Origin of the sequence: Paraburkholderia nodosa, assembly GCF_001718195.1 — a bacterium.
Lineage (GTDB): Bacteria > Pseudomonadota > Gammaproteobacteria > Burkholderiales > Burkholderiaceae > Paraburkholderia > Paraburkholderia nodosa_A.
In genome coordinates this window covers 119,351-136,445 of the sequence record NZ_MCNV01000009.1, presented here as the reverse complement: position 1 = coordinate 136,445, position 17,095 = coordinate 119,351, and the positions used below count along the sequence as shown (strand labels likewise).

At 66.2% G+C, this 17,095-nt stretch carries 15 protein-coding genes; 10 read left to right on the top strand and 5 right to left on the bottom strand.

Features of this window, described 5'->3' with window-relative positions; genetic code table 11:
* Positions 1 to 57: 57 nt before the first annotated feature.
* Entirely contained in the window at positions 58 to 1,161 is a 1,104-nt protein-coding gene (locus BFD71_RS17735) for a DMT family transporter (RefSeq protein WP_083245316.1), read from the bottom strand.
* Positions 1,162 to 1,472: 311 nt separating this feature from the next.
* Here BFD71_RS17735 and dapC point away from each other — a divergent pair, with 311 nt between their 5' ends.
* From dapC to cls, 6 genes are all read left to right on the top strand, one after another.
* Positions 1,473 to 2,696: a succinyldiaminopimelate transaminase gene (gene dapC, locus BFD71_RS17730; protein WP_069265736.1), complete on the top strand. Its 1,224-nt coding sequence runs from the start codon at positions 1,473 to 1,475 to the stop codon at positions 2,694 to 2,696.
* 82 nt (positions 2,697 to 2,778) lie between these two features.
* Entirely contained in the window at positions 2,779 to 3,606 is an 828-nt protein-coding gene (gene dapD / locus BFD71_RS17725; RefSeq protein ID WP_069265609.1) for a 2,3,4,5-tetrahydropyridine-2,6-dicarboxylate N-succinyltransferase, read from the top strand.
* Complete coding sequence (locus tag BFD71_RS17720; protein WP_028204073.1) at positions 3,606 to 3,971, top strand: ArsC family reductase; 366 nt, start codon at positions 3,606 to 3,608, stop codon at positions 3,969 to 3,971. The genes dapD and BFD71_RS17720 overlap by 1 nt, the downstream gene beginning before the upstream one ends.
* Before the next feature lie 125 nt (positions 3,972 to 4,096).
* Positions 4,097 to 5,236 (top strand): succinyl-diaminopimelate desuccinylase, encoded by a 1,140-nt coding sequence (dapE, locus tag BFD71_RS17715; RefSeq protein WP_069265608.1) that lies wholly within the window; start codon positions 4,097 to 4,099, stop codon positions 5,234 to 5,236.
* Positions 5,237 to 5,269: 33 nt separating this feature from the next.
* The gene (prmB, locus tag BFD71_RS17710; protein WP_069265607.1) at positions 5,270 to 6,166 is read left to right on the top strand and encodes a 50S ribosomal protein L3 N(5)-glutamine methyltransferase; all 897 of its coding nucleotides are present in this window, start codon (positions 5,270 to 5,272) and stop codon (positions 6,164 to 6,166) included.
* A gap of 167 nt (positions 6,167 to 6,333) precedes the next feature.
* The gene (gene cls, locus BFD71_RS17705) at positions 6,334 to 7,776 is read left to right on the top strand and encodes a cardiolipin synthase (RefSeq protein WP_069265606.1); all 1,443 of its coding nucleotides are present in this window, start codon (positions 6,334 to 6,336) and stop codon (positions 7,774 to 7,776) included.
* Between the two features lie 24 nt (positions 7,777 to 7,800).
* Here cls and BFD71_RS17700 read toward each other — a convergent pair whose 3' ends face one another.
* Positions 7,801 to 8,283 carry a glutathione peroxidase gene (locus tag BFD71_RS17700; protein WP_069265605.1) on the bottom strand — a complete coding sequence of 161 codons (483 nt, stop codon included), beginning with the start codon at positions 8,281 to 8,283 and terminating at the stop codon, positions 7,801 to 7,803.
* A 161-nt stretch (positions 8,284 to 8,444) separates the two neighbouring features.
* On the opposite strand from BFD71_RS17700, the gene BFD71_RS17695 reads away from it, so the two are divergent.
* Both BFD71_RS17695 and BFD71_RS17690 read left to right on the top strand, forming a co-directional pair.
* Positions 8,445 to 10,394: an ATP-binding cassette domain-containing protein gene (locus tag BFD71_RS17695; protein ID WP_069265604.1), complete on the top strand. Its 1,950-nt coding sequence runs from the start codon at positions 8,445 to 8,447 to the stop codon at positions 10,392 to 10,394.
* Between the two features lie 66 nt (positions 10,395 to 10,460).
* Positions 10,461 to 11,699, top strand: a complete 1,239-nt coding sequence (locus tag BFD71_RS17690) for a CaiB/BaiF CoA transferase family protein (protein WP_083245315.1) — start codon at positions 10,461 to 10,463, stop codon at positions 11,697 to 11,699.
* Between the two features lie 67 nt (positions 11,700 to 11,766).
* Here the strand turns inward: BFD71_RS17690 and BFD71_RS17685 are convergent, their stop codons facing one another.
* From BFD71_RS17685 to alr, 3 genes are all read right to left on the bottom strand, one after another.
* Positions 11,767 to 12,030: a DUF2866 domain-containing protein gene (locus tag BFD71_RS17685; protein WP_042265827.1), complete on the bottom strand. Its 264-nt coding sequence runs from the start codon at positions 12,028 to 12,030 to the stop codon at positions 11,767 to 11,769.
* A gap of 141 nt (positions 12,031 to 12,171) precedes the next feature.
* Positions 12,172 to 13,548, bottom strand: a complete 1,377-nt coding sequence (gene radA / locus BFD71_RS17680) for a DNA repair protein RadA (RefSeq protein WP_069265603.1) — start codon at positions 13,546 to 13,548, stop codon at positions 12,172 to 12,174.
* 16 nt (positions 13,549 to 13,564) lie between these two features.
* The gene (gene alr / locus BFD71_RS17675) at positions 13,565 to 14,635 is read right to left on the bottom strand and encodes an alanine racemase (protein ID WP_069265602.1); all 1,071 of its coding nucleotides are present in this window, start codon (positions 14,633 to 14,635) and stop codon (positions 13,565 to 13,567) included.
* Positions 14,636 to 14,855: 220 nt separating this feature from the next.
* On the opposite strand from alr, the gene lplT reads away from it, so the two are divergent.
* Entirely contained in the window at positions 14,856 to 16,166 is a 1,311-nt protein-coding gene (gene lplT / locus BFD71_RS17670) for a lysophospholipid transporter LplT (RefSeq protein ID WP_069265601.1), read from the top strand.
* 117 nt (positions 16,167 to 16,283) lie between these two features.
* Positions 16,284 to 17,090, top strand: coding sequence for a bifunctional hydroxymethylpyrimidine kinase/phosphomethylpyrimidine kinase (thiD, locus tag BFD71_RS17665; RefSeq protein ID WP_069265600.1), 807 nt, complete (start codon positions 16,284 to 16,286; stop codon positions 17,088 to 17,090).
* Positions 17,091 to 17,095 lie beyond the last annotated feature (5 nt).

The following is a 17,095-nucleotide window of genomic DNA, read 5'->3' as shown; positions in this document are numbered from 1 at the left end:
CACGGCTCGCCGTACGAACGCGCATGCACGCGTGCGGCCGGCGGGAATCAGCGGCAATCATACCATCGCACGCGCGCCATTCCGCGCGCGGGAAGGCCCTGGGCCCGTTCCGCCGCCTGCGCTGCCATCGCCATTGCCGCCGCCGTTGCCATCATCGCCGCCGGGGCCGCTGCCGTCGGCGTCGTCCGCGTCATGGGTGCGGCTGGCGTCGGCGTGGGTCATGACGCTCGCATCGGCGCTCGCGTGCGCGCCGCCCTTGCGCGCATCCTGCGCCCGGTGCACCCAGCTCGACAACAGGGAAGCCAGCACGATGCAGGCGCCGCCCGCCCATTCGCGCGGGCCCGGCGTCTCGCCGGCGAAGAGCCACGACGTGAGCGCCGTCACGACGATCTCGAACAGCATGATGATCGAGGCGCGGTTTGCCGGCACGCGGGCGAGCCCGTACTGGACGAGCATGTTGTTGCTGCCGAGCACGATGCCGAGCGCGAGCACGAGCAGCACGACGCGTGCGAGATGCTCGCCCGCCGGTGCGGCCGACATCGGCTCGAAACAGGAGGTCAGCAAGCCGAACAGCGCCGCGCCCGCGAAGATCACGGCCGTGCGCATCTCGGGCTTCATGTGCGGCAGCACGCGGCTCGTCTTTACGACGAGCACGTTGCTCATCGCGAAACCCATGCCGCCGATGAGACCGGCCCATTCGGCCGCGTTCGCGGGCAGCGGCACGCCGAGCCGCGGCGACCAGAGCATCAGCACCGCACCCAGCAGCGAGAGCGCCGCCAGCGCGCCGCCCGCCCAGTTCAGGCGCTCGTGCAGGATGAAGTGCGCGAAGATCGCCGTCCACGCCGGGGTCAGATAAAAGAGCAGCAGCACGCGCATCACTTCGCCGTGGATTGCGCCCCACACGAACCCGACGTTGGTCACGCCCGCGGCGAGTCCGAGCATCGGCAGCACCCAGTGCCAGCGCACGCTCGCGAGCGAGCGCCAGCGCAGCACCAGCACGAAGAGACAGCCGGCCGCGCTCGTTGCCGCGCTCGAGGCCGTACCGGTGAGCCCGGCGGCCGCCAGCATGCGCAGCGGATACCAGACAAAACCCCAGACGGACGCGCCAATCATGATGGCGAGCGTCGGCCAGGCGGCGCGCAAGCCCGTGCTCTGGCTCATGGCTTGCGCTGCCCTTGGCCCGGCCGCGCGTTCGCAGCGCCTGCGCCTTGGTTCGAAACGTCGTTCGAAGCTTTCATGCTTTTCCTTTATTTCGTCGCCCGGCAGGCACCGGCCGCGCCAGGGCGGGATCCGGCCGGCGCCCGCAGCAGCAGCGGCGCCACGCTATAATCGACCGCTTGCAGCCGCAAGGCCGCGCCGTTCATCGGTGTTTGTACGCCGAGCGCGGTGCAACCGGCTCGCCGGCCCGCAGTGGCCACCCGAATCCTGCGCGCCACGCCATCCGTCTTTCGCCCACGCCTGTCCAGCCCCAAGTGAATCCGCTACTCGACACCCTTCAGTCCTATCCCTTCGAAAAGCTGCGCGTGCTCTTCAAGGACATCACGCCGAACGCCGGCCTGCGCCACATCAGCTTCGGGATCGGCGAGCCGAAACACCCCACGCCGGCGCTGATCCGCGACGCCATCGTCGCTTCGCTCGACGGCCTCTCGTCGTACCCGGCCACGGCGGGCACCCCGGCGCTGCGCGAGTCGATTGCGAACTGGGTGAAGGCGCGCTACGGGCTGCCGGCCATCGATGCGAACACGGAAATCCTGCCTGTGTCCGGCTCGCGCGAGGCGCTGTTCGCGCTCGCGCAGGCCGTGGTCGACCCGACAGCGGGCGTGAAAGACCCGGCAAAGCGGGCGATCGTACTCTGCCCGAACCCTTTCTACCAGATCTACGAAGGCGCCGCGCTGCTCGGCGGCGGCGAGCCGTACTTCGTAAATAGCGATCCGGCCCGCAACTTCGCCTGCGACTATTCGCAGGTTCCCGAAGAAGTCTGGGCGCGCACGCAGCTGCTGTACGTGTGCTCGCCCGGCAATCCCACGGGTGCCGTGATCACGCTCGACGACTGGCGCGAGCTGTTCGCGCTCTCCGACCGCTACGGCTTCGTGATCGCCTCGGACGAGTGCTACTCGGAGATCTACTTCGACGAGGCCACGCCGCCGCTCGGCGGTCTCGAAGCGGCGCACAAGCTGGGCCGCGGCTTCGAGCGCCTCGTCATGCTGTCGAGCCTTTCGAAGCGCTCGAACGCGCCGGGCATGCGCTCGGGGTTCGTCGCCGGGGACGCCGCCATCCTCAAGCAGTTCCTGCTGTACCGCACCTATCACGGCGCGGCACTGTCGCCGGTCTGGCAATCCGCCAGCATCGCGGCATGGGGCGACGAGGCGCACGTGCGCGAAAACCGCGCGAAATACGTGAAGAAGTTCTCGACCGTCACACCCATGCTCGCCGACGTGCTCGACGTGAAATTGCCCGACGCCGCGTTCTACCTCTGGGCCAACGTCGCGCGCACCGGCCTCGCGGACACCGCGTTCGCCCAGCGTCTCTACGCCGACTATAATGTGACGGTTCTGCCCGGCTCGTTCCTCGCGCGCGAGGCGCATGGCGCGAATCCGGGTAAAGACTTCGTGCGCATGGCGCTCGTCGCCGACGTCGAGGAGTGCATCGAAGGCGCGCAGCGCATCGTCGAGTTCTGCCGCTCGCTCAAACCGTAAAGCCTTTTTCGTGCGCGCCGCGGTCCCGCCCCTTGCGGCGCGCAACACCGCTTTCAACCATCAATCTCACGAAATCACCACCATGTCGCAACAACTTCAGCAGATCATCGACACCGCCTGGGAAAACCGCGCCGACTTCTCGCCCAGGTCGGCTCCGAACGACGTGCGCGAAGCCGTCGCCCATGTCATCGCCGAGCTGGACAAAGGCGCGCTGCGCTGCGCCGAGAAGAAGGACGGCGACTGGGTCGTCAACCAATGGGTGAAGAAGGCCGTGCTGCTGTCGTTCCGCCTGGAAGACAACGCACCGATGCCCGCGGGCGGCTACAGCCAGTTCTACGACAAGGTGCCCTCGAAGTTCGCCAACTACACGGCCGAAGACTTCGCCGCCGGCGGCTTCCGCGTCGTGCCGCCGGCCATCGCGCGCCGCGGCTCGTTCATCGCGAAGAACGTCGTGCTGATGCCGTCGTACACCAACATCGGCGCCTATGTCGACGAAGGCACGATGGTCGATACGTGGGCCACGGTCGGTTCGTGCGCGCAGATCGGCAAGAACGTGCACCTTTCGGGCGGCGTCGGCATCGGCGGCGTGCTGGAGCCGCTGCAGGCCAACCCGGTCATCATCGAAGACAACTGCTTCATCGGCGCGCGCTCGGAAGTCGTGGAAGGCGTGATCGTCGAAGAGAACTCGGTCATCTCGATGGGCGTCTACCTTGGCCAGTCGACCAAGATTTACGACCGCGAAACCGGCGAAGTCTCGTACGGCCGCATCCCGGCAGGCTCGGTCGTGGTCGCGGGCAACCTGCCCTCGAAGGACGGCTCGCACAGCCTGTACTGCGCCGTGATCGTCAAGAAGGTCGACGCCAAGACGCGCGCCAAGGTCGGCCTGAACGAGCTGCTGCGAGGCGACTGATGGCGAAGTCCGCCAAGACCGTCGTCTACGGCATTCCGAACTGCGACACCGTGAAGAAGGCCCGTGTGTGGCTCGAAGAGCACGGCGTCGAGTTCGAGTTTCACGACTTCAAGAAAGCGGGCGTCTCGAATGCGCTCGTCCAGGACTGGCTCAAGGACGTGTCGCTCGATCAGCTGATCAACAAGCGCGGCACGACCTGGCGCGGCCTGTCGGACGTGCACAAGGCCGAAGCCGACACGACCGCCGGCGCGATCGCGCTGATGATCCACAAGCCGTCGATCATCAAGCGGCCCGTCGTCGTGGTGAACGGCCGCGTAAAGACGCTCGGCTTTTCCGCCGACCAGTATGCGGAGCTGTTCGCGTGAGCGCCGCATGAGACCGGTGCGTCTGAACTGCTTGATGGCAGCTTGGGCGCACATGGTCATGACACGTTGTTGCCGGCCCCTGCTCCATCAGCGGCGCCGGCATTTTTATTGAAAGTGGTCTTTTTATGTCCGCCACCCTCGCCCTTACCGAAGCCCTGATCGCGCGCGCGTCCGTCACGCCCGACGACCAGCACTGCCAGCGCATCATGACCGAACGCCTTGGTGCGCTCGGCTTCGCGTGCGAAACGATCGAATCCAACGGCGTGACCAACCTGTGGGCCGTCAAGCGCGGCACTGCGGGCGCGCAAGGCCCGCTGCTCGCCTTCGCGGGCCACACCGACGTCGTGCCCACCGGCCCCATCGAGCAATGGAGTTCGCCGCCGTTCCAGCCCTCGCATCGCGACGGCATCCTCTACGGCCGCGGCGCCGCCGACATGAAGACTTCGCTCGCGGCCTTCGTGGTGGCGAGCGAAGAGTTCGTGGCGACGCATCCGCAGCATCGCGGCGCCATCGCGTTCCTCATCACGAGCGATGAAGAAGGCCCGGCCACCGACGGGACCGTGAAGGTCGTCGAGGCGCTGCAGGCGCGCGGCGAGAAAATGGATTACTGCATCGTGGGCGAGCCGACTTCGACGCATACGCTCGGCGACTGCGTGAAGAACGGCCGCCGCGGCTCGATGTCGGGCAAGCTCGTCGTGAAGGGTGTGCAGGGGCATATCGCCTATCCGCATCTCGCGAAGAACCCGGTGCATCTGCTGGCGCCCGCGCTCGCCGAACTCGTCGCCGAAAAGTGGGACGACGGCAACGAGTACTTCCCGCCCACCACGTGGCAGGTGTCGAACATGCACAGCGGCACCGGCGCGAGCAACGTGATTCCGGGCCACGCTGATGTGATGTTCAACTTCCGCTTCTCGACCGCGAGCACGGTGGAAGGCCTGCAAAAGCGCGTCCACGCGATCCTCGACAAGCACGGCCTCGAATACGACCTGCACTGGAGCGTGAGCGGCCTGCCCTTTCTCACGCCGCGCGGCGCGCTCTCGAATGCGCTCGAAAAAGCGATCCACGACGAAACCGGCGTCACGACCGAGCTTTCGACCACAGGTGGCACATCCGATGGCCGCTTCATCGCCCGCATGTGCGAGCAAGTCGTGGAGTTCGGGCCGCCGAACGCCAGCATCCACAAGATCGATGAGCATATCGAAGTGAAATTCATCGATCCGCTCAAGAACGTCTATCGCCGCGTGCTCGAACAGCTGATCGCCTGACCGGCCCACCGAACACGCTCTGGAGTCCAGAACATGACCCATCCGCTCGCCGCTACCTTTGCCACCGTTCGCGACCTGCTGCGCTACGGTGTCTCGCGCTTTTCGGCCGCGCAACTCGCGTTCGGCCACGGCTCGAACAACGCCTACGACGAAGCCGCGTACCTGATCCTGCACACGCTGCATTTGCCGCTCGACCTGCTCGACCCGTTTCTCGACGCGCGCCTCACGAGCGAGGAAATCGACAAGGTGCTCGGCGTGATCGAGCGCCGCGCGACCGACCGCGTCCCCGCGGCCTACATCACGCAGGAAGCGTGGATGCACGGCCTGCGCTTCTACGTGGATGAGCGCGTCATCGTGCCGCGCTCGTTCATTGGCGAGCTGCTCGCAGACGGCCTGCAGCCCTACGTGGAAGATCCCGAACAAGTCACGGCGGTGCTGGAGCTATGCACCGGCTCGGCGAGCCTTGCGATTCTCGCGGCGCACGCGTTTCCGAACGCCGACATCGATGCGGTCGATCTGTCCGCACCCGCCCTCGAAGTGGCGCGGCGCAACGTGCACGAACACGATCTCGACGAGCGCATCGCCCTCTTCGAAGGCGACCTGTACGCGCCGCTGCCCGAGCGCCGCTACGACGTGGTCATCACCAACCCGCCGTACGTGAACGCCGACTCGATGCAGGCGCTGCCGCCCGAATACCGCCACGAGCCGGAACTGGCGCTCGCGGGCGGCGCGGACGGCATGGACATCGTGCGCCGCATCGTCAAGGACGCACGCAACTGGCTCACCGACGACGGTGTGCTGGTGATCGAAATTGGCAACGAACGCGAGAACGTGGAAGCGGCGTTCGGCGGCCTCGATCTCGTCTGGCTCTCGACGAGCGCCGGCGACGACCAGGTCTTCCTGATCCAGGCCTGCGACCTGCCGGTCTGATCGTCCTGTGCGAAAGAGCCGCGGCGCCTGTGCGCCGTGCCTCGCCGCGCGCAGGACCGGGGCGCTCGCCGTCATCGCAGCGGGTTCGGTAAGATTGAGCCCTCCGGCCGTGCGCTTCCCGGCGCGGGCCGGTCCTGCGTCCGGCTGAAGGAGCGTCCCACGCATCTATGCGATTCGACTGGTCACATCTCGGCACGCTGCTCGCGATCATCCATTTGCTCGGACTGATCGCAGCGTGCCACGCCATCCTCAACACGCGCACCTCGCAAGGCGCGATTGCCTGGGCCGTCTCTCTCGCGACGATGCCCTACCTCACGCTCGTCCCGTATCTCTTTCTTGGCCGCAGCAAGTTCGCGGGCTATGCGGACGCGCGGCGGCTGCGCAACGAAACCTTGCGCTCACGCGCTCACGCGCCCGACTGGGACAATCTCGTCCGCGCGGGCGAATGGCCTGCCGACGAGCTGGGCGTACGCGTGATCCGCACGTTCGCGCGCCTGGGCGGGATGCCGCTCGTGCCGGGCAACGCCGTGCGCACGCTCGTGAATGGCGAAGCGACCTTCTCCGCCATCTTCGATGCGATCGAGCAAGCCCGGCACTACGTGATCGTGCAGTTCTTCATCGTGCGCGCCGACGCGCTCGGCGACATGCTCAAGGACGTGCTGCTCGACTGCACGAAACGCGGCGTACGCGTGTACTTCCTCTACGACAGCATCGGCTCGTTCGACCTGCCCGCCAGTTACGTGCACGAGTTGCAGGACGGCGGCGTGGAAGTGCACCCATTCTCGACGAAGCGCCACTTCGTGAATCGCTTCCAGCTCAATTTCCGCAACCACCGCAAGATCGTCGTGGTGGACGGCCAGCACGCATTCGTGGGCGGCCACAACGTGGGCATCGAATACCTGGGCGCGAACACGCGCCTTTCTCCGTGGCGCGACACGCATATCGAACTGCGCGGACCGGCGGTCGCCAACGTGCAGTTCGCCTTCACCGAGGACTGGTACTGGGCCACCCAGCAGCTCCCCGGCTGCGAGCCGCCCACGGTCGTGCCGCGGGACGGCGACGACATGTACTGCCTCGTCCTGCCCACGGGGCCGGCCGACCGCCAGGAGACCTGCTCGCTCTTCTTCGTCGAGGCGATCAACGCCGCGAAAAAACGCCTGTGGATCACGACGCCCTACCTCGTGCCCGACGAAGCCGTGTTTTCGGCTCTACGCCTCGCCGCACTGCGCGGCGTGGACGTGCGCATCATGATCCCGAGCCGGCGCGACCATTACGTGGTCTTCGAGGCGTCGATGCTGTACGCCTTCGATGCGGTACGCGCGGGCATCCGCATCTTTCGCTACAAGCCGGGCTTTCTGCACCAGAAGGTCGTGCTGATCGACGACGTGGCTGCGGCGATCGGCAGCGCGAATCTGGATAACCGGTCGTTTCGCCTGAACTTCGAGATCATGGTGCTGACCGTGCATCGCGGCTTCGCGGCCGAAGTCGAAGCGATGCTGCTGCGCGATTTCGACGAGGCGTTCGAGATCGATCGCAGCGAATACCGCGACGCGCCCGCGTGGCGCAAGATCACGATGCATCTCGCGCGGCTCTTCGCGCCGATTCTCTAGCGCGCCTGCGCCGCCAGGCTGCGCTCAGAGCTGCTTCTCGATGTCCGCCGCAATCGCCTCGGGTTTCGTCATCGGCGCATAGCGCTTCACCACATCGCCGTTGCGGTCGACCAGAAACTTCGTGAAATTCCATTTGATGCCGCCGAGCCCGAGCAGCCCCGGCGCCTCGCCCGTGAGCCAGCGATACAGCGGATGCGCGTTCGCCCCTTTCACGTCGATCTTTTCGAACATAGGGAACGTGACGCCGTAGTTCTTCTCGCAGAAACTGCCGATCTGCGCGGCGTCGCCGGGTTCCTGCTTGCCGAACTGGTTGCACGGAAAGCCGAGCACCGCGAGCCCGCGCGCGGCGTACTGGTCATACAGCGTTTGCAGGCCCGCGTACTGCGGCGTGAATCCGCATTCGCTCGCGGTATTGACGATCAGGAGCACCTTGCCCGTATAGCGCTCGAGGCTCACCGGCTCGCCGCCGCCGAGCGGTTGCGCCGAAAACGAATAGATCGATGTCATCTGGCTCTCCCGTGGAAAAGCGCCAGTCTACGTGAGAAAACGCGCAATTAGCACTCGACCAGGCGGCTAGCCGTTCGGCCAATGCCGGCCTGAGCGCGCCCAGGCTGCGCGCCCCGGTTTAAAATAGCGCTTTCTTTCGTTTTCTTCCTGCCGGCGCCGTCGTGATCCGCTTCAACCAATTCAGTCTTGCCCGCGGCACCAAGCCGCTTTTCGAACAGACCTCGTTCACGCTGAACCCCGGCGAAAAGGTCGGTCTCATCGGCGCGAACGGCGCGGGCAAATCGACCCTGTTCGCCGTGCTGCGCGGCGAACTGCACGCCGACGCCGGCGACTTCTCGCTGCCGCCGTCCTGGCGCATCGCGCACGTCGCGCAGGAAACGCCGGCGGTCGAGCGCACCGCGCTCGACTACGCGCTGGACGGCGACGCCGCGCTGCGCGAAATCGAGGCCCGCATCGCCGCGGCCTCGGCGGCGCACGACGGCGCGGCGGAAGCCGAAGCGCACGGTGCCTTCGCCGACGCCGACGGCTACACGGCTCCCGCGCGAGCCGAAGCGCTGCTCCTCGGCCTCGGCTTCACGCTCGAGCAAACGCGCCAGAGCGTCTCGAGCTTCTCGGGCGGCTGGCGCATGCGCCTGAACCTCGCGCAGGCGCTCATGTGCCGCTCCGACCTGCTGCTGCTCGACGAGCCCACGAACCACCTGGATCTGGACGCGATCGTCTGGCTCGAAGACTGGCTGCACCGCTATCCCGGCACGCTCGTCGTAATCTCGCACGACCGCGAATTCCTCGACTCGATCTGCAACGTCACGCTGCATCTGGAGAACCAGCAGATCAAGCGTTACGGCGGCAATTACTCGCAGTTCGAGATCCTGCGCGCGCAACAACTGGCGCTCCAGCAAAGCGCCTATGAAAAGCAGCAGCGCACCGTCGCCCATCTGCAAAGCTTCATCGACCGCTTCAAGGCCAAGGCCACCAAGGCGCGCCAGGCGCAAAGCCGCGTGAAGGCGCTGGAAAAGATGGAGTTGATCGCGCCGGCGCACGCCAGTTCGCCGTTCACGTTCGAATTCCGCACGCCCGACTCCGCGCCCAACCCCATGCTCGTGATGGAAGACGTGCGCTGCGGCTATCGGGCTGAAGATGGCAGCGAAACGCCTATCGTCGAGCGCGTCACGCTCTCGATCCAGAACGGCCAGCGTATCGGCCTGCTCGGTGCGAACGGCCAGGGCAAGTCCACGCTCATCAAGACGCTCGCGGGCACGCTCGCGGCGCTCTCCGGCGAGATGGGCACGGGCAAGGGCCTGCAAATCGGCTATTTCGCGCAGCACCAGCTCGAAACGCTGCGCCCGGACGACTCGCCGCTCCAGCATCTCGCCCGTCTCGCACCCGACACGCGTGAGCAGGAGCTGCGCGACTTCCTCGGCGGCTTCAACTTCCCCGGCGAAATGGCCACGGCGCCCATCGCGCCGTTCTCGGGCGGCGAGAAGGCGCGCCTCGCGCTCGCGCTCATCATCTGGCAAAAGCCCAACCTGCTGCTGCTCGACGAGCCGACCAACCACCTCGACCTCGAAACGCGCCATGCGCTGACCATGGCGCTCGCGCAGTTCGAAGGCACGCTGATCCTCGTGTCGCACGACCGGCACTTGCTGCGCGCCACGACCGATCAATTCATGCTGGTGGCGAAGCACCGTCTGCAGCCGTTCGACGGCGACCTCGACGACTACCGCGACTGGCTGCTGCAACACGCGGCCGAGCAACGCGCGGCGCTCAAGGAGGCCGCTTCCGGCACGGCGGATGCGGCAAATGGCGCAGGTGCCGCCGATGGCGTCAATCGCAAGGAACAGCGCCGCCAGGAAGCCGGGCAGCGCCAGAAGGTTGCGCACCTGAAGAAGCCGTTACAGGCGAAAATCGGCAAGATCGAAAAGGAAATGGATGCGCTCAACAGCGAAAAGAGCACGCTCGACACCTTCGTCGCCGACCCGGCGAGCTACGAGCCTCAGCAGAAGAGCCGCCTGACCGACGCGATTCGCCGCCAGGCCGAAGTCGCCTCGCGCCTCGAAACGCTCGAAGCCGAATGGCTCGATGCGCACGAGGAACTCGAGCAGATCGGCTAGCGCAACGCTGCTTCACCATCGCGCCACCAGGCGCTTTCGCCAGGTATTTTCGCCAGGGAGCCACGAGTGTCGTCACCCGCCGCATTGCAGGGCCTTCGCGTACTGGATCTGACCCGCCTCTTGCCTGGGCCCGTGGCCACGTTGCGGCTCGCGGAAATGGGCGCCGATGTCCTGAAAATCGAGCCGCCCGGTGCAGGCGACGCGGCGCGCGTGATGATGCAAAGCGCAGTGGACGAAGTGGCCGCGCGCCCCGGCGCGTTCTATCGCCTCGTCAACCGCGGCAAGCGCGAAACGCGAGTCGATCTGAAGACCGAGAGCGGCCGTTCGGTGTTGTTTGCGCTTGCCCGCGACGCCGACGTGCTCGTCGAAAGCTTCCGGCCCGGTGTGATGGACCGCCTCGGCGTAGGCTACGAGGCATTGCGCAAGGTCAATCCGAAACTCGTCTACTGCGCGATCACGGGCTACGGCACAACCGGCCCGTTCGCCGGCCATCCTGGCCACGACATCAACTATGTCGCCTATTCGGGCGTGCTCGACCAGTTGGCCGCGCGCGACGGCGTGCCGGTGCTGCCCAACTTCCAGATTGCCGACCTGCTTGGCGGCGCACTCAGTGCGGTCACCCAGATTCTCGCGGCGCTCTGGCAGGTGGCGCGCGGCGGCGAGGGTCGTTTCGTCGATGTTTCGATGGCGCACGCGAGCTACGCGCACAACGTGGTCGCCCAGGTCGCGCTCGCCAACGACGACGCCGCGGCGCTGCAGCCGGGCGGCGGTCTGCTCAACGGCGGCGTGCCCTGCTACAACCTCTATCGCACGCAAGACGGGCGGTGGCTCGCCGTCGGCGCGCTCGAGTTGAAGTTCTGGCAGACGCTGTGCCAGGCCCTTGGCCGCGACGACTGGGCGGAGCGGCACTGGAGTCTCGGTCAGGCGATCGGCGGCGCGGATGCCGCGGCGCTCACGCGCGAGTTGGCGGCCATCATCGAGTCGGAGTCGCTGCAGACCTGGATCGACCGTCTGGAGGCGATCGACACCTGTGTATCGCCCGTCCTCACGCCAGGCGAGGCGTCGCGCCATCCCCTCTTCAACGCCGACGTGCTGCAAGCCATGATGGACGAAATGGCCGCGAGGCAAACGCAGCAGGCCACGCCCGGTATGCAGGCGGCGCCTTTTCAGCCAGGTGTTCACCCGCAAGGTACGCATGCCGCCCAACCTGCCCGACCGGTCCAACCCGCCCAACCAGGCCAAGGCACCGACACGCCGGGCGCGCCTGGCGGCAAGAAGCCCTTCACTTACGGCCCTTGGGGCTAGTCCTCGCCGTAACCCGCATGCCCCTGAGCATAATGAAAAATGGGCGCATCGCAGCGCCCATATTTGTTTAGCGTCGCGGCAGCGTTTGCCGCGGCGACCGCTCGTCGTCGTACATGACGTACTTGCGGCCTTCCACGTGGTGCGCAATGGTGCTGCGCACTTCGGCCGCCGTCACGTCTTCTGCTACCACGCGGCGCGAAATGCGCCCGTCGCCATCGATCCACTCGACGATGCGGCACGTGCTGCCCCAAGGTTGCATGAGCGGCTCGGACACCCGGCAGCCGCGCACGACGATCGAACGACCGCCGAAGGACGTATCAGTCTGTTTCAAGTCGCTATCCTTTCCGCTCGACACGGGTTGAACACCGCGCCAAGGATAGGGAAATCGCAGTCTGAAATGGTTACAGCCGGAACCAGGGTTGTTACTAATCATTACGCGCCAGTACAGGCCTTCTGCACGTGCGCGGCCCGCTCAATCCAGTTCGCGTATCCGGTCGATCGCTTCCTCGAGGCGCTCCACCGCAATCACCTGTAAACCTTCGATCGGCTGTTTCGGCGCATTGGCGCGGGGAATCAGGGCGCATGAAAACCCGAGCTTGGCGGCTTCCTTCAGACGATCCTGCCCGCGCGGCGAGGGTCGGATCTCGCCCGCGAGCCCGACTTCGCCAAAAACGATCAGACCCTTGGGCAACGCCTTGTTACGCATCGAAGAATGAATGGCGAGCAGCACGGCGAGATCGGCGGCCGGCTCCGTGATCTTCACGCCGCCCACGGCGTTGAGGAACACGTCCTGATCGAAGCACGCGATGCCGGCATGGCGATGCAGCACCGCCAGCAGCATGGCGAGCCGGTTTTGTTCGAGGCCGACGGCGAGGCGTCGTGGATTCGGCACGTGCGCCGTATCGACGAGCGCCTGCACTTCGACGAGCAACGGACGCGAGCCTTCCTGGGTCACGAGCACGCAGGAGCCCGGCACGCTCTGCTCGTGCTGTGAGAGAAAGAGCGCCGAGGGATTCGCCACGCCGCGCAGGCCCTTCTCCGTCATCGCGAACACACCCAGCTCGTTGACCGCGCCGAAGCGGTTCTTGAACGCGCGCACGAGCCGGAACGACGAATGCGTGTCGCCTTCGAAATACAGCACGGTGTCGACGATGTGCTCGAGCACCCGCGGACCCGCCAGGTTGCCCTCTTTCGTCACGTGGCCGACCATGATGATCGCCGTGCCCGACTGCTTCGCGATGCGCGTGAGCTGCGCCGCGCACTCGCGCACCTGCGCGACCGAACCGGGCGCGGAAGTCAGCGCTTCGGAGTAGATCGTCTGGATCGAGTCGATGACCGCGACGTCCGGCTTCTCGGCCTCGATCGTCGCCTGGATCTTTTCGAGCTGGATCTCGGCGAGCAATTGCAGCTCGCTCGCCATGGAGCCGGGATCGAGCAGCGCCAGTCGTTGCGCGCGCAACGCGATCTGCGCCGCCGATTCTTCACCGCTCACATAGAGCGCACGCCGCTCAGCCGCGATTTGCGCGAGCGACTGCAAGAGCAGCGTCGATTTGCCGATCCCGGGATCGCCGCCGATCAGCACCACGCCGCCTGCGACGAGGCCGCCGCCCAGCACGCGGTCGAATTCGCCCACGCCGGTCGTAAAGCGCGGCACGTCGGACGCCTCGATATCGGCGAGACGCCGCACCGGGGCGCTCTTCGCGAGCGACTGGAAACGGTGGCTGCTCGCCGTTTCCGCAACGCCCTCCACGAGCGTGTTCCACGCGCCGCACGCGGGGCACTGGCCTTGCCACTTGGGAGCCTGCCCGCCGCATTCGGTACATGTATACAGTGTCTTGACCTTCGCCATGCTCTTTGCCATGGCGTTATTCGGCCCGCACGGGAACACGCGGCGCAACGGCGCACATCAGCTCGTAGCCGATCGTGCCGCAGGCTTTCGCGACGTCGTCGATGGGCAGATTGTTGCCCCACAGCTCCACGCGCGCGCCCACGCCCGCGGTGTGCACTGGCGTAAGGTCGACGGTAAGCATGTCCATCGAGACGCGGCCCACCACATGCGTGAGCACGCCGTCGACGATCACGGGCGTGCCTTCGGGCGCGACGCGCGGATAGCCGTCGGCGTAACCGCACGCCACCACGCCGATGCGCATGGGCTTGCGCGCCGTGAAGATCGAGCCGTAGCCGACGGTCTGTCCTTCAGCCACATGCTGCGTGGCGATGAGTTCCGACGCGAGCGTCATGGCCGGCTGCAGGCCTGTGCCTTCGAGCGCCGAGGCGAAACCCGATGGCGAAGCGCCATACAGAATGATGCCGGGGCGCACCCAGTCGAAGTGCGTCGAAGGATGCCACAGCGTGGCGGCCGAATTGGCGAGGCTGCGCGCGCCGGCAATGCCTTGCGCGCCGCGCTCGAACGTTTCCATTTGCTCGCCGACGCCGCGCGGCGTGTCGGCGTCGGCGAAGTGCGTCATCAGCGTGATCTGGCCGATGCCTGCACAGGCACGCGCACGCTCCCATGCGGCGCGGTACTTCTCCGGCGTGTAGCCGAGCCGGTTCATACCGCTGTTCATTTTGAGCTGGACGTTGACCGGCTTCGACAGACGCGCCATTTCGAGCATGCGCATCTGCTCGTCGCTGTGCACGACGGTCGTGAGGCTGTAGCGGTCGATCACGTCGATGTCGGTCGGCCGGAAGAAACCTTCGAGCAGCAGGATCGGCCCCGCCCAGCCGAGTTCGCGCAGCTTCACGGCCTCCTCGAGGTCGAGCAGGCCGAAACCGTCGGTTGCGCGCAGGCCGGGGAACGCGCGCGCAAGCCCGTGCCCGTAGGCGTTGGCCTTCACCACGGCCCAGATTTTCGACTTTGGCGCGTACTGGCGGACGACGGCGAGGTTATTGGCGAGAGCGGCGGTGTGAATCGTTGCTGAGAGGGGGCGCGGCATGGGAGATATTTTCGCAAAGACGCTTTCGAATCAGGAGCTTACAGGGTGTTTTCAGCGCCCCGCAGGCCCGCCTGACGGGCGCTCAAGGATTGTGCTAGTCCGAATACACCTATTTTCGTGATATAAAGCCCTGCGCACAACCCATTTCGAACGTAATAAGCCCGGATGCCTCCCACCCGTCCGGGGCGGACGGACCGCAGCGAGGAAAGCATCGCATCAGATGAAAAAAGGCTTTTACACCATCATGGCCGCGCAGTTTTTTTCGTCGTTGGCCGACAATGCGCTCCTCATCGCTGCAATTGCACTGCTGAAAGACCTCCACGCCCCGAACTGGATGACGCCGCTGCTCAAGCTGTTCTTCGTCCTCTCCTACGTCGTTCTTGCCGCCTTCGTCGGCGCCTTCGCAGATTCCCGCCCTAAGGGCCGCGTGATGTTCATCACGAACACGATCAAGGTCGTGGGCTGCGCCATGATGCTGGCAGGCACCCATCCCTTGTTCGCCTATGGCGTTGTGGGTTTCGGGGCTGCGGCTTATTCTCCCGCCAAGTACGGCATCCTGACCGAGCTGCTGCCGCCTGAGCGCCTCGTCGCCGCCAACGGCTGGATCGAGGGCACGACAGTCGGCTCGATCATTCTCGGCACCGTGCTCGGCGGCGCGTTGATCAGCCCCCACATCGCGTCGCATGTGCTGCGCCATACGCCCGCCGCGATCAGCACGCCCGCCGAAGCCGCGATGGTCGTCATCATGGTGATTTACGTAATCGCCGCCCTCTTCAATCTGCGCATTCCCGACACCGGCGCACGCTACCCGCGCCAGCAGCACGGTGTCATCCGCCTCATCAGCGACTTCGCCGACTGCTTCAACACGCTCTGGCGCGACAAGCTCGGGCAGATCTCGCTCGCGGTCACGACGCTCTTCTGGGGCGCGGGCGCGACGTTGCAATTCATCGTGCTCAAGTGGGCCGAAGTCTCACTCGGCATGTCGCTCTCCGAAGGCGCTGTGCTGCAGGCCGTGGTGGCCGTGGGCGTGGCAGCCGGCGCCATGATCGCGGCCGCGCGCGTGCCGCTCAAGAAGTCGCTCTCGGTGCTGCCGGTCGGCATCATCATGGGTCTTGCGGTCATGCTCATGGCGTTCTACACGCGCCATCTCTTTCCGCCGCATTGGGGCCTGCATATCGGCCACATGCGCATTCCCGGCTACCTGATTTTTGCGTACATCTTCCTCATGGTCGTAGGCGGCCTTTCGGGCTTCTTCGTCGTGCCGATGAACGCGCTGCTCCAGCACCGCGGCCATGTGCTGCTCTCCGCCGGCCACTCCATCGCCGTGCAGAACTTCAACGAGAACCTCTCGGTGCTCGTGATGCTGTGCCTCTACGCCGTGCTCGTCTGGCTCGACGTGCCGGTGACCATCGTGATCGTGCTGTTCGGCACGTTCGTCTGTCTGATGATGTGGCTCGTGATGCGCCGCCACCAGGCGAATCAACGCTCGTTCGACTCGGTCGCGCTGATCGGCGAAAATCACAGGCATTGATGGGCGCGCCTGTGGGCACACTGTCCGTGCCGCCACGTCTGCTGAATCGATCCTTCCCTGCGCACGCGCGGCACGTCTTGTCGACCCGGCCGCGCGCGACGCGCACCTGACGCTGCCATGACTTCACCGATTTTCAACGTTCTCACGATCGCCGGCTCCGACTCGGGCGGCGGCGCGGGCATTCAGGCCGACCTCAAGGCGTTCTCCGCGCTCGGCGCGTACGGCGCGAGCGTCATCACGGCGCTCACCGCGCAGAACACACGCGGCGTCACCGCGATCCACGCGCCCGACGCGGGCTTCGTCACCGCGCAGCTCGACGCCGTGTTCGACGACATCCGCATCGACGCCGTGAAGATCGGCATGCTCGCCAACGCGCAGATCGTGCGCGCCGTCGCCGACGCGCTGCGCCGCCATCAGCCGCCGCGCGTCGTGCTCGACACCGTGATGATCTCGAAGAGCAATCACGCCCTGCTCGCGCCCGAAGCGGTCGCTGCGCTGCGCGAGGAGCTGCTGCCGCTAGCGGGCGTCGTCACGCCGAATCTGCCGGAGGCCGCGGCGCTGCTCGGCGTGCCGCCCGCCGCAGACGAAGCCGCGATGGTCGAGCAAGGCGAAGCGCTGCGCGCGCTCGGGGCGCAGGCGGTGCTCATGAAAGGCGGGCATCTGGGCAGCGCGGACAGCCCCGATTGGCTCATCGAAGCCGGCGGCACGCTGCGCCTGGGCGGCCCGCGCGTGCCGGTCACGAATACGCACGGCACGGGCTGCACGCTCTCGTCTGCGATTGCCGCACTGTGGCCGCAGCGCGGGACGCTCGCAACGGCCATTGGCGAAGCCAAGCAGTATCTGACGGCGGCGCTCGAGGCCAGTGAGCGGCTCGACGTCGGTCATGGCGTCGGACCCGTGCATCACTTCTGGCGCTGGTGGTGAGCGTG

What these genes read in the sequence shown, in the direction of transcription:
- BFD71_RS17735 (WP_083245316.1), bottom strand. Translation starts at nt 1,161, where the DNA reads ATGAGCCAGAGCACGGGCTTGCGCGCCGCCTGGCCGACGCTCGCCATC.
- dapD (WP_069265609.1), top strand. Translation starts at nt 2,779, where the DNA reads ATGTCGCAACAACTTCAGCAGATCATCGACACCGCCTGGGAAAACCGC.
- BFD71_RS17720 (WP_028204073.1), top strand. Translation starts at nt 3,606, where the DNA reads ATGGCGAAGTCCGCCAAGACCGTCGTCTACGGCATTCCGAACTGCGAC.
- dapE (WP_069265608.1), top strand. Translation starts at nt 4,097, where the DNA reads ATGTCCGCCACCCTCGCCCTTACCGAAGCCCTGATCGCGCGCGCGTCC.
- prmB (WP_069265607.1), top strand. Translation starts at nt 5,270, where the DNA reads ATGACCCATCCGCTCGCCGCTACCTTTGCCACCGTTCGCGACCTGCTG.
- cls (WP_069265606.1), top strand. Translation starts at nt 6,334, where the DNA reads ATGCGATTCGACTGGTCACATCTCGGCACGCTGCTCGCGATCATCCAT.
- BFD71_RS17700 (WP_069265605.1), bottom strand. Translation starts at nt 8,283, where the DNA reads ATGACATCGATCTATTCGTTTTCGGCGCAACCGCTCGGCGGCGGCGAG.
- radA (WP_069265603.1), bottom strand. Translation starts at nt 13,548, where the DNA reads ATGGCGAAGGTCAAGACACTGTATACATGTACCGAATGCGGCGGGCAG.
- alr (WP_069265602.1), bottom strand. Translation starts at nt 14,635, where the DNA reads ATGCCGCGCCCCCTCTCAGCAACGATTCACACCGCCGCTCTCGCCAAT.
- lplT (WP_069265601.1), top strand. Translation starts at nt 14,856, where the DNA reads ATGAAAAAAGGCTTTTACACCATCATGGCCGCGCAGTTTTTTTCGTCG.
- thiD (WP_069265600.1), top strand. Translation starts at nt 16,284, where the DNA reads ATGACTTCACCGATTTTCAACGTTCTCACGATCGCCGGCTCCGACTCG.